A 12784-nucleotide genomic window follows, 5' to 3' on the forward strand; every position below is an offset into this window, starting at 1 on the left:
GTTCCTACATTGGAGCTTTCCGTTGCTGTAGTACTGATACCAGGTTCTGTGCTAACTTCCGTATCCCCATTGACCAGACCGGTATAGGTAAACGTCAATGTTGGATTCGCTTCGCCGTATATTTTAGACTTGTCATCTGCCGTGATCGTCAGGGCGGCTTGTGTGACTTCCAGTTCGCCGGCTGCCAGGCTGATGTCATAGTTCGCATCCGAGCCCCCGGTTAAAGTAACCGGATAGGTGCCTACGCTAGAGCTCCCTGTGGCAGTCGTGCTGATACCCGGCTCCTCACTCACTTCCGTATCCCCATTGACCAGACCGGTATAGCTAAAGGTCAGGGCTGGATTCTCCTCACCGTAAACCTTGCTCTTATCATCGGCGGTGAGGGTCAACGCGGCTTTATCAATTACTATTTCTCTTTCAATAGGGGTGAGCGCCAGGTTAGTATCATTTCCCTCCTGAGTGGCCGTGACAGTCGTTGTTCCTGCCTTTAAAATTACTGCCTGATTATTAGTAATGCTTATAATGGTGGGATCCGCTGACGTATAGGTGACAGTCAATCCTTTATCCGTCTCTTCATCGCCAAGTGTAAAGGATTCATCGCCATAGGTTTTAGAAGCAATTTCGGGAAACGTAAGGGATTGCTCGTGTTTAAGTGTCTCAAAAGAGATTTCGGATCCATAAGCTGTACCCTCACTATTCGTGGCAAAAGATCTCACATAAAGGGTTGTATTGGGAGGCAGACTACCTACAGTTTGAGAAAATGCTCCCACTCCGGTCCCCATTGTAACTTTGTTGTCGGATGTTAAGGGAGTACTTGTGGTAGCCCACACTACTCCTCTTTCGTTAATAGCGGCACCTCCATCATCGCTTACCTCACCGCCGAGGATTGCGGAGGTAGCAGTAACTTCCGACGGAGTGTCAGTTGCCACTGTGGGGATTAGTATAGGTTCATCCACAACCTCTTCCACCTCAACACTACTAGGTCCGGATACCTCAAATGTTACATTTCCTACATCGCCTGAAGAGTAACTCGTCATAACGATACTGTAGGTAGTGCCTCCCATCAAATTTATACTGGTAATTTTCGATTTTAAACCCCCGTCTGGATGGTCATCGTTTGCAATCATTAGGCCAGTAAGCGGGGAGGATGGGTCAAAACTGGAATACACTAGCAAAAAGCTATCGCTAAATCCAGTTGTATTGGTAACCTCTATAGAATAATCACCCGTTACTTCCGGTGTAATTGTTCTGATAAAATAATTGTAGTCCGTTGTACTTACTCCTGAAAAATCTGTTGGAAGCAATTGTGCGGTATAATCACTATTATCCGGTTCGGGACGTTTGAACACCAGGTCATCTTCCAGATCTCCGGAAAATGTAGTAACTATAATAGAAGAAGCCGTCGTAAAACTCTCCTCAGTCCCATAACTCGTGCCTTCGCTGTTGATGGCGTAAGCACGGACAAAATATTCGGTCTCGGCAGTAAGCCCTGTAATTTCATCAGAAAAGCTACCGTCGCCATCTCCGATTTGTACTTTGGTGTCTGATGTAGTAGGTGTACCCGTGGTGTTGTACACGATCCCGCGATCGGTTACGGTTGCACCTCCGTTGTCGGTTACCTCGCCACCAAGAGTTGCTGAAGTAGCGGTAATTCCTGATGCAGCTGTGGTGGTAACAGTGGCAAGCACACCAATTACAGGACTATTCACCTCAATATTGTTGAGCGCAGTCCAGGTGTCATCACCTCCCTGCTTGTAAAAACGTATCTCATCAACATTAGTAAAAGCTGAGGAAAGTATTCCCAACTGAGATAGGTGCACATAACTTTCGTCGGTATTCCCGGCAAATGTAACTGCATCCTTGGAGCTTCCATTATCAAAGGCCTCGATGATAAATGTAGCTCCATCCCATGTTCCCCAGTCCATGAAATCTAAGCTCTCCAATGAGAAATTGTCTCCATTGGCAGACTTTATAGCCCATCCGTAATGTTCTAAGGTAGCCCCATAAGTAACGATTGGCGGATATGAAGGCCAGTCATCACTATCATGATATTCCAGAGGATCAGCGGTCAAAGCTGTACCAGAACTATTTATGGGATAAACTTCTATGTCTATATCAGAAATACTTACAGACCCTCCTTCACCGTCCACTGCCTTAGAATCTGAAAAACCATCATCGTTTGAAAACGAGATTGTTGGATTAGCATTCAATAAAACAGAAGGTGCATCTGTAGTAAAACTCACCTCATCTCCATAACTCGTGCCTTCACTATTGATGGCATAAGCGCGTACATAGTACGTGGTTTCTGCGGTAAGGCCGGTAATGGCTTCCTCAAATGCGCCCGTTCCGTTTCCGTCTTGTATTTTGGTATCTGAAGTGGTTGGATTAGAGCTGGTAGCATACACAAAACCGCGTTCGGTTACGGTTGCACCACCATCATTTGTAACTTCACCATTAAAAGTAACTCCTGTGGCGGTAATGGAGGTTGCTGCTGAAGTGGAGACGGTTGGCATTACAACAGTAGATGGAATAACATAAGCCACGTTATCTAAATAAAAATTTATATCTGTAGCTTCAATCCATACTTCATCAATATTCGTAAAATCAGGGTTCCCAGAGACATCTATATCTCCGTTAAAATTTACATTTACTGTACTCCCAACTTGTGCTCCATTTCTACGCGCTTTTAAAGTTCCGGTGGTGCTTGCAAAACCTGCATCTTGTAAGTAAATGCTAGATAAAGTAAATTCACTACCATCATGCCTGCTAATAGTCCATTTTGTAATACCTCCAATATCTGTATTATTATCATAAAGAGCCCCTGTTCCTCCAGCTCCTTCGTTTGATTTAAAAGTTATCAAATCATTTGCGTTTGGAGCGTTTATTTCAAAATTTAGTGGCCCAATGGCAGTGGATTTCCCTAAGGTATTAGAAATAGTATTTGTTATCCCTAAATTATTAAAATCAAGTGTCGCAGGTCCTGAAGGTACTGCACCTGATACTATATTGCTTAATGTTATATTTCTTATTGTAAAAGCATCTACAGAAACGGTACTTGGATTAATTGTTATTTCAATTTCCGAAACTCCTGTTACTGGCAATGAGGCGTTAGTATCAAAAAAAGCACCTATTGATACTCCAGATGTTGAAGATGTAAGCGATTTTGTGCCATTTAATGTCATGGTACGAATAACTGTACCTACAGAATTTTTAAAAACAATTTTTGTGTTTGTTGTGTAATCTGCATCTGAAGCAGGATCTAAATAGTTAGAAATACTTAAATCATTTACATCAAAAGAAACGGCGTTTTCGCCATCAGCCTTTAGAGTGATTACATCTGTACCTCCTGCTGTTGTTAGTTTTGAAAATAGTTCGGACCCCACTATAGAGCCCGTAGTTCCTGTAGCATTATTACTAACCACCAAAACAGAATTTGTTGAAATCGTTTTAAATCCCGACCCAGCGGAATTATCAGCCCCCAACCCTCTAAACTGAGTGAAAGACTGAGCATCGACTCGAAATAAAGAAAGATATAAAACGAAAAATATTGAAAATTGAACAATTTTTTTCATGAGGGTATTATTTTAATAGTTGTGATATAGATTGGGGCACTCGTATTTGTATCATAGTCCACGCCACCATTCCCAAGTCGATGGAGCTTGAATTGGGCTATAAAAAGCGAAGCCAAAGGAGGCTTTACATAGCTAAACATACGATGGGACCAAAGGTAAAAATTCTCCATTTTATACTGATTTCGTTTTTTTGAGAAACAGATTAATTGCCGAAAAGTACAGTGTTTTCGATGGATTATCAGCTTTTATATGTTCCATTATCTGATTTTGAAACAAATAGCCAGAGAATAACATTTTACCTCTTTCAAAATGCAAAAAACAAAAATTGAAAATAAAGGGGCAAACAAAATATTTTTCTTAAAAAAGGAATAGGTGAAAAATCCGGATAGAATGTTCCCTGTGACCCTGCAAGCAGCTCAGTGGTTTAGGCTGTTGTACCGAAGATAATCGTACCATTTACGGGCTACTTTTTTAAAATGGGAACCTTAGCTGACTCGCTATATATTTTGAATAAAAATCCCAAAAAATCACCCAACATAAAGAAGAAAATTCTCCTTGGCTTGAAGGCTGGAAAATGGCTCCACTTTTTTGTCAAACCATTAATTTTCCTGAAAGACTTTCCAATATTCGTTCGGGCTCATTCCATACTTTTTCTTGAAGGCATTGAAAAAAGTAGTACGGCTGCGAAACCCACAATATTCCCCCAGGGATTCCACCGTATAATCGTCCAAATAACCCTCCTCTATTTTCGTTTTGGCCAGCTTTACCCGGTACTCGTTTACCAGGGTTTTAAAATCAGAACGATAGTAATGGCGGAAATACACGGGCAAATCCCTGACCGGCACTTGAAGCCTTTTGGCCAGATCTCCCACCAAAAGTCCCTGCTTTCGGTAGATTTGTTCTTCGAAAAAAAGCGCCTCAATGGCTTCTCTTACTTGCTCATTCAGGAGAACCCCGGATTCATTCCCAATCGTAGTTTCATCTGCCTGTCCTGAATGGTCGGGGTCTGCACCCTCTGTTTTTTGCATTCCTGACAATTGTCCCGGTTCTCTCCAATTCATAGGTTCCCCATTCCACTTAAATACCCACTCTGGATTCAACTGGATATACACACTCAAAATCAACATGCAAAACAAAATCAAATAGGAAGCATAGGTCTGTACAAAACCCAAATCAGCACCTGCCGCCACCCCGGCAAAGAAGGCGACTCGGAAGGCAAAATACCCCAGATTTATTCCTCCAATCAAAACGATGGCCACAAAGAGCCAGTTTTTACTCCAGGATTTAGTAAGGAAACCATCCGGGAACGACCCCTTTCGATACAGGATCCAACAACTGAGAGTGAAATAGCTGGCTATCAATATAACTCGAACAGCGTTAACCAAATTGGGATGAATCAGCCCCCTGGCCAATAGATCCAATTGATAAGGAGAATCCACTACTTCTCTGGCAATAGCCAGTTTTTCAGGTCCGGGAATCAGATAAAAGGGAGTCAATTCCAGAAAATGGACCGCTGCAGGTATAAAATGCAAAACATCCTTCCTTTTCAAGCCTTTCACATTCGTGGCATTGTTTCGGATAAAAAAATAAAAAAACGGTGCCGCTAAAAAGCCCAGGGGACTGCAAGTACGCATCAAGTGCGGCTGCACAAGAATGAACTCCATTTCGTACCATAAAATAAATACCAAAAAATACACTCCATAAAAAAGCAGAGACCATCCTAAATAATAATTTCTGATTTGTCCTTTATTACCATTCAAAATTAGGACCAGGGCATTTAGCACTGAGAATGAAAGAATAAGCAATTTAAATATCAATACTCCGGACATGAGCACACATAAAAATCCATTTTACAAGGTTAAGATTTGTCATTCGTAGGGTTAACAAACCTTAATTCACCGAAAAATAAAGTTTTTCAACAGAAAAAACAACTTACTATCTATCGGGTTCATTCGTAGTATTAATCGAAACGAAACTGTTCCCGCCGACTTTTCAGGGGATAATACCGAAGCCATTCAGCGGACTCGGTCCGAAAAACCAGGGGAATCTACCTATGAAACGTTCAAATGGGTACGGGCATGAAGCAGGGCCTCCTGGGTTGATTTTACCCAAGCCGCTTTGTTTGGAGGAAGCAGTTGATCCAGCTCTCGCTCCCTGTCCGGATCTTGCTTCCCTACTCTACGTATATATACCGCTTCCACTCTTCCCGGAAAATCCCGAATAACCTCTGCATATAGCTCCGGGTCATGCTGTCCACTGTCTCCTATCAACAGGAATTGCTGCTCTGGAAAAAACTCCATAAGAAAACGAATCTTTTCCAATTTATGATCGTGGTTTCCTCCTCCGGATTTCCAGATGTTTCTCAGATTTACATGGCTGTCCTTCAGTAAAATTGGTCCTACAGGAATATCCCGGTATCGGAGAAAGTCTCTGATCAGTTCAAACAAATTCCAATCACTGCTGGACACATAAAAAACGGGGTATTCCCCATTGGCCGAAAGCAGGCGATAAAAATCACTTACTCCTGGAAAGGGTCTTCTGGTATAGGCGTTTTTAGAGACAGATAGCCACAACTTTTCGCCCAGATTAGTGGCTTTGGAGACGATAATCGTGTCATCAATATCAGAAATAATGGCCCTGGGATAAGTTTTATGAATAAAATGGATCTTTTTTTCCACCAACGGCTCACTGGATTGCAGGTCCTCCTCAGGCTTGAGGGACAATTGAATCTTGTCAGGGATTTCTTCCATCTTGTCAGGAAGTGGCATCATCACTTCAAAAATCCCCTCACTATCTGTAGTAAGGTCAGTTTGCTGATCTCCAATTTGAAGCCCCAGTCCTGCATCCGGCACACTGCTGCCCGAATACCGGCGGATGGTGGCCAGTAAATTTTGCAAGGCACTTTTATCTTCGGAAGGACGACTTTGGGTGTAGGCCTCCACCAGGCGACCCTTCAGAAAAACCTGCGAGCGGTTACTTAAAACCAGAAAGACCTCTATCCGAACCTCATCAAGTTTTCCTATTTTACGCTTTATTTTGGAAAAAGTATAACGGAAAGGCCAGGTGAGCCACCTGAAAACAAACAATTGTTTCATGCTCAAGGTACCTCAAAACCCAGGCCAGCGGCATTCCTGACTTTAGAAAAGCCAATATTCTTTTTGACAAACAGGGAATTATTGACGAGTAAGGCATCAAACAAGCTGGTTTCCCTTGCATTGATTAAAAACAAGGAACTTTCTCCCATTTCAAATTTGGTTCTTTCACCTTCCACCAACCGCTCCAGACCATTGATGTTATCACTGAATGTGGCCAGTTGTCTGTTCAATACCTGAAAGTTGTTGAATTCCTGTTCCAGTTTTGCCCTGAGCTGCTGAAATTTGAGGTCTCTTTTATTGTTGACCATATTGATTTTGGTTTTGGTCAATCCCAACCCGCCCCTTTCTTTTCTCAAAAGCAGGGGTGTAGAAATTTTAACACCAAATTTGTAGTTGTTTTCCAAAAAACCTACTCCTTCCATCCCTCCAAAAGTTTCGGTAAGAAAATTGTATTTGAGTTTGACCTCTGGCTTCAATTGCTCCGCTTTATACCTTCGGTCAATTTCCAGGTAATTCAAATCATAGTCCAGCAGCCTCAACTCAGGATGGCTGGCGATGAGTTCCCTGAAAACCTCCATGTCCGGCATACCGGAGACGTATTCGTCTAAAACCTGGGGGAAAATGCCCGGTTCTAAAAACAGTGGATTCTGATCACTGTCCCAAAGGTAAACATTCAATTCCTGTGTACGGGCAAAATAAACATTTTCAGCTTCCTGTAGCTGTATCGTCCGGTTCAATACCTGTGTATATGACTCCACGGTGTCAATCGCCGGTAAATCTCCCTGCTCAAAACTGGATTTGATCCCCTCAAACCGGATAGAAGCCAGGCGTAGTCCTTCTTCCCTTACCATCAGATCCGCATAAGCTCCTGCCCATTTCCAATAGGCATCGGTAGCGTCCAGGTACAAGTCATTCAGGGTTTGTTTTCTTTCTTCCTCCCTGGCCAGGGCATAAATTTTGGCTTGCTGTAAGGCAGCTCTTCTTTCATCAATAAACAGTCCCTTACCCACATTCACAGCGGCTCCTACGGCAAAAAGCCCATTTTCAGGCACATTTCGCTCTGAATTCAGGTAAGTACCCTGGTTTTGTTCTACCGTCCCCTGAAACTCCACACCTCCTAGTGTGGGCACCTTAATACCGGCTTCCCGTTTGTTGTAATATTCTGTATCCTGATATTGCTTCTCATCCATACTGCCGTACAACTTGGGGTCAAAGCCTCCTCTGGCCATCCTTATCTCCTGCCTACCCAACTCCAGGTTGAGGTCTGCTTGTCTGGCTACAGGATGGTAATCCAGGACCCAGGCCATAAAATCGGTATAGTTCAGGGTTTCCTGGGCTTGTAAAGGTCCGAAAACCCCAAACCAAAAGGAACAAAATAGAATCAATGCATATTTCATTTTTGCTGATTTTTCATTTCTCTGACTTCTTTCAGGGTGTAATAGTCAGGTGGAAAACCATTCATTTGTCGCCATATCTCATACCACACCGGTACATCGTTCAGCAGGGCGATACCATCTGCTCCGGAGCCTACCCGCAAGGCTTCCGGCCAGGGATCTTCATCCGGATCTTGCACCACCAACAAGCGGTATTGGTTGTTCGTACTGGTAAAATTATCAATGGCATATACCCTTCCACCAAAGGTGCCATTGGAGAGCTGTGGCCAACCTGAAAAAACGATGGCAGGCCAGCCATCAAAAATAAACCTGATCTTATTGCCCACCTTTACCAGCGGCAGATCAATTGGGTCAATGTACATTTCAACTGCCAAGGAGTAATTTTGAGGCATGATACTGACGATTTCTGCTCCCTCCTTGATGGTTTCTCCCAAACCCACCTGAATGGCTTTGGTGATATAGCCGTCCTGGGGTGCCAGGACAAAGTACATGCCCGACCTCACGGTATAGTTGGAGAGTTCATTTCTCAATTTATTTACCGTCGCTTCAGCGTCATACTGACTGGACAAGGCAGAAAACTTGTCTGAATTTACTTTCGCCAGTTTGTCCCTGAAATCATTGTCGATGGCATTGAGTTCCAGGGTGGCGGATATCACCTCATTTCTGCTACTCAGCAGTTTGTTTTCAGCACTTATTTTTTTGGCCTGCGATTCCTGCAATTTTATCCTTCTGGCTTCCAGATCGGTCAGGGATTTCAAACCTTCCTCGTACAGCGTTTCCATCCTTTCATATTGCCTCTCAGCCACAGTAAGGTTTACCTTTTCTGCTTCCAGCATGATGCTGTCCGAAAGCACACTCAAATTGGCTTGCTGCAACTTGTTCTGGGCTTGTTCCTTTCGCAACCTGTTATTTTGACTCAGCGCCTGAAGTTGTTGTTCCTGGGCTTTGATTTTTTCCTCATAAGACCTTACCGACAGCTCCTTGGCATCTACCTGAAGTCTTGTCCTTTCCAGTAATTCAGGATCCATATACTGATCCTTGATCTCTGATATAAATAAAATCGTATCCCCCTTCTGCACAAAATCCCCTTCCTGAACATACCACCTTTCTATCCTGCCGGGTATCACCGAATGAATGGTTTGTGGGCGGTGTTCCGGCTTAAGAGCAGTTACCATTCCCTGGGAGCGAAAATTCTGGGTCCAGGGTAAAAAGAGGAATACGAACCCAGCCAATAATATGTACAAAAGAATCCTGACCCGCTTTCTGCTCTGATCACTTGGAATGGTCATGCGGTAACTATCAAACAAAAAGGGATTGATTTGCCCTTTTACAGAGTTTTTAGAAATATTAAGCATGGCTGTTAACTTTTGTTATTTTTATTGTACTGCTGGAAAGCATTGAATGATCCTTCAAAGGTTAATCTACCGGAGGTTAATTCTAAAATTTTATCTGCTCTTCGCATAATATTTTCATCTGAAGACACCACTACCATGGTCCAGGGGCCTGAAAACATGTAGTCTAGCAGCATCTGGGCTTCCTCTCCATTGAGGTAACTGAGGTCTTCCTCCAAAAGCAGCAATTTGGGACCAAAGCATAGGCTCCTGGCCAGAATGATTTTACTGATATTGGCATTGCTCAAATGCTTGCCCTCAGGCAATAACATGGTATCCAAATCATCTTTTAACTCATAGATATAATCCTTCAAGCCTACGATTTCAAGGATCTCACGAATTTTTTGTTCTGAAATGACATCATTCCCAACGGTGATGTTCTCGCGAATGGTACCATGAAAGATGGATTGTCGGGAAAGGCTGTCCCCAATCATGGATCTTAGTTTTTCTAAGGAAAGGGTGTCCATGGGTAGCTTATTGACGATGATATTGCCCTGATAGTCTTCTATCAATCCTGCCATCAATTGCAGAAAGGTACTTTTCCCTGAGCCGCTTTTTCCTGTAATGACTACCTTTTCACCTGGATTGATTTCTACATTGATGTTGACAAGATTGGGATTTTTTTTGTCTCTGGGATGATAGGTTAAATCCCTCAAATGATAGGACAAACCTGATTCGGAAAGTCCAAAGGCCTTATCCACTCCCTCGGACCGTTCCAGTTCCAAATCCATGATCAAGCCTAATTTTTCTGTGGCTGTAAGCGTATCATATACGGTTTCCAAGCTTAAAATGAGCTTTTCTACAGAATTTATGATCAATACAATAATGATTTCGGCAGCAACAAATTGTCCTATACTGATCTCATTGTTCATTAAAAGAATACTACCTGCTACCAATAGGGTGACAATGATGGCAGCCTTAAAACCAATCATTACTTTATACTGCAGGATCAAAACGGCAAAATGAGAGTTCCTGAATCCGACATAATTGCTTACCAATTGATCTACTTTTCTGAAGGGTAGTGGAGAAAATCCGGATAACTTGAAAGTACCCAAGGTCCTTGCAATCTCTTCCAGCCAAAATGCCAACTCATATTTGGCTGTGGATTCCTTCAGGCTTTCTTTCATCCCCCGGGGACTGGTCAGCTTAAATATCAGGTATAGGATCAAAACCAATGCAAAGGAAAAAATGATGAAAAAAGGATGGTAGACAGAGAGTAAAATCAAACCAAAAAATACCTGAAGGGAAGCTGTACTGAAATCAATCAATAATTTGGATAACCCCTTTTGAAGCACGATGGTATCAAAAAACCTGTTGACGAGCTCTGGGGGAAATTTACCGCGCAAGGCCTCCGTTTTGATCCGGGGCAGTCGGTAGGCAAATTCCATGGCCGATTTGCCAAACACCCGCTGTTGCAATTTCTCTGTCAGATAAAGCTGGCTGATCTGAAGGTAGCCCCCAAATATAACCCCCAGTGCTACAATGACCACCAGCAAAACCCAGGAAGAAGTCATTCTCCCTCCCAGAATAAAATTGAGGATGGCCTGAATACCTAAGGGAAGGGACAAGGAAACCAATCCGTTGAGGATGGCATAGAAATAAATGGCGTAGATCTCTTTCTTTTCATCCTTAAGCAGGCTGAAAAATCTTTTTAATGGCGTATTGATCAGATTTTCATTCATCTTTCAAAGTTTTAAATACCCAATCAAAATAAAAACCTAATTTTTGCTCTCCCACGAGACCGGATTCCGTCATTTTTGGCATATGCTTTAAAAAAAATGCATGAAGTAAAGTAGATTCCACCAAGGTCGACACCAGGGTTTTCGGGTAAGTGTATTTAGGATTAATTTCGCCGACAATGGCTGCAATCCTGTCTGTAAATCGATAAAACTGTTTGAAGAAGCCACTGCTATTTTCCTCATCAACCTCCTTGGTCAAAAAAGCTTTGTAGGATTCCTGGGTGACCAGCAAACGTAAATTTTGAATATCCATGTACTCATTTTTTTTATAGACAGGACCTTCCACCAGCAGTTGGATCGCTATTTTCATTTTATCCCTCGGATCATGTAAATTAGAAGTAGCAAAAACAAGGTTATGCTCCAACCATCCCCAGTACCAATTGGTAAGGTAGACCAGGAGCTTGTGCTTATTTTCAAAATAACGGTAAATGGCCGCCTCTGTACTGCCTACAGTTTCCGATAGTCTTTTGAAGTTAAAACTTTCCAACCCCAAAATAACAATAAGGTTGGGACTTTCACGAATAATTTTCTTTCCCAGGTCTGAACTAAGTGGATCTTTCAGGTATATCTCACTGTTTACGGGAACAACAAAACTGGTTAAAATCTGTTCCATATGAATTTCAATAGTAAAACTTTATGGCGCAATATACGAACAAACTAAAAGTAAGTTTTACTTACTGAAAGAAAATTTTACTAATTTTTAAAAAAAAGATTTGGAAGTAAGGATTTGTCCTACTCCATATCTGGCTCATAACTGATTTTTCCTAAACCATAAAGGTATAACACCTTGGAAATACGCAACATCAGGGGCAATAAAATCAGGTTGAAAAATAGCACTGATCCAATATATACCATCAACTCTGGGTCATTGAATAAAAAATTGAGTACAACCATGACGGTGATAAAGAGGGCTACGGATAGCGCATAACTGATGTACATGGCTCCATAATAGAAATCCGGTTCCGGAACCAAATCTACCCCACAGCTGGGGCAAGTTTGGTTTACCTCAGTTAATTTCCTGAAACTGAACATGGAAACAGGGAAAATATTTCCCTTTCTGCACCTGGGGCATTTACCTTTAAAAATGGCTGCTGTAAGACTTGTTTCTTTTTTCATTGCTGTATTCATTTAACGGATTTCATCCAGGTCATAGTCTTTGCCTTTGCCCCATTGTAACAATTCTTCTAAATCATAGTACTCCAAAGTATCCAGGTCCTTGACCCTGAAGTTCTCTCTTCCTTTTCTTTCCATGATTTCCAGCATTCGTATTTCTCCATAATTTACGAGCCGGTACACCCGGCCTACCCTGATATTGTCAATGGCTAGTGGCATGTGGTTTATAATTAAAATTTATCCTATACAGGGCCTTGAAGGGTCATCCCTTACTTTATTTAAGTGCCAACATCAGAAAAGAAAAATTGTTCCTTCCGATTTAATTTTGATGCTCTCTAAAACAGAAAAGCCTGAATACTTTTGGACACAAAGTTATAATCATTCTTTATTTTATATATCGTTAAGACCTGAAAGTTATTTTGGGTCAATAACTTCAAATTCACTTAGAATCTATTAATTTTGCAACTCATTTAAAAAACT

Annotated in this window: 10 protein-coding genes; 1 reads left to right on the plus strand and 9 read right to left on the minus strand. The window is 42.1% G+C overall.

Annotated features, from left to right (window positions below):
* Window positions 1–2543 (minus strand): MBG domain-containing protein (locus GL182_RS22255; protein WP_205603713.1); only part of this gene is annotated, 2543 nt, incomplete at its 3' end.
* A 361-nt stretch (window positions 2544–2904) separates the two neighbouring features.
* On the opposite strand from GL182_RS22255, the gene GL182_RS22260 reads away from it, so the two are divergent.
* On the plus strand, window positions 2905–3240 hold the full coding sequence (locus GL182_RS22260) for a hypothetical protein (protein WP_163382007.1): 336 nt from the start codon (window positions 2905–2907) through the stop codon (window positions 3238–3240).
* 931 nt (window positions 3241–4171) lie between these two features.
* Here the strand turns inward: GL182_RS22260 and GL182_RS22265 are convergent.
* The 8 genes from GL182_RS22265 to GL182_RS22300 all read right to left on the minus strand — a co-directional run bounded on the left by GL182_RS22265 (window position 4172) and on the right by GL182_RS22300 (window position 12523).
* Complete coding sequence (locus tag GL182_RS22265; RefSeq protein ID WP_163382008.1) at window positions 4172–5236, minus strand: helix-turn-helix domain-containing protein; 1065 nt, start codon at window positions 5234–5236, stop codon at window positions 4172–4174.
* Between the two features lie 387 nt (window positions 5237–5623).
* A complete protein-coding gene (locus tag GL182_RS22270) occupies window positions 5624–6667 on the minus strand; it encodes a phosphatase domain-containing protein (protein ID WP_163382009.1) in 1044 nt (347 codons plus the stop codon).
* Between the two features lie 2 nt (window positions 6668–6669).
* On the minus strand, window positions 6670–8064 hold the full coding sequence (locus GL182_RS22275) for a TolC family protein (RefSeq protein WP_163382010.1): 1395 nt from the start codon (window positions 8062–8064) through the stop codon (window positions 6670–6672).
* Window positions 8061–9416, minus strand: a complete 1356-nt coding sequence (locus GL182_RS22280) for an HlyD family secretion protein (RefSeq protein ID WP_163382011.1) — start codon at window positions 9414–9416, stop codon at window positions 8061–8063. The genes GL182_RS22275 and GL182_RS22280 overlap by 4 nt, the downstream gene beginning before the upstream one ends.
* A 5-nt stretch (window positions 9417–9421) precedes the next feature.
* The gene (locus tag GL182_RS22285) at window positions 9422–11134 is read right to left on the minus strand and encodes a peptidase domain-containing ABC transporter (RefSeq protein WP_163382012.1); all 1713 of its coding nucleotides are present in this window, start codon (window positions 11132–11134) and stop codon (window positions 9422–9424) included.
* The gene (locus GL182_RS22290) at window positions 11127–11804 is read right to left on the minus strand and encodes a TetR/AcrR family transcriptional regulator (RefSeq protein ID WP_163382013.1); all 678 of its coding nucleotides are present in this window, start codon (window positions 11802–11804) and stop codon (window positions 11127–11129) included. The genes GL182_RS22285 and GL182_RS22290 overlap by 8 nt, the downstream gene beginning before the upstream one ends.
* Window positions 11805–11923: 119 nt before the next feature.
* The gene (locus GL182_RS22295) at window positions 11924–12307 is read right to left on the minus strand and encodes a DUF983 domain-containing protein (protein ID WP_240469931.1); all 384 of its coding nucleotides are present in this window, start codon (window positions 12305–12307) and stop codon (window positions 11924–11926) included.
* Window positions 12308–12319: 12 nt separating this feature from the next.
* Window positions 12320–12523, minus strand: coding sequence for a hypothetical protein (locus GL182_RS22300; protein ID WP_163382015.1), 204 nt, complete (start codon window positions 12521–12523; stop codon window positions 12320–12322).
* Window positions 12524–12784 lie beyond the last annotated feature (261 nt).

Source organism: Cyclobacterium sp. SYSU L10401, assembly GCF_010993705.1.
In the GTDB taxonomy this organism is placed as follows: Bacteria; Bacteroidota; Bacteroidia; order Cytophagales; family Cyclobacteriaceae; genus Cyclobacterium.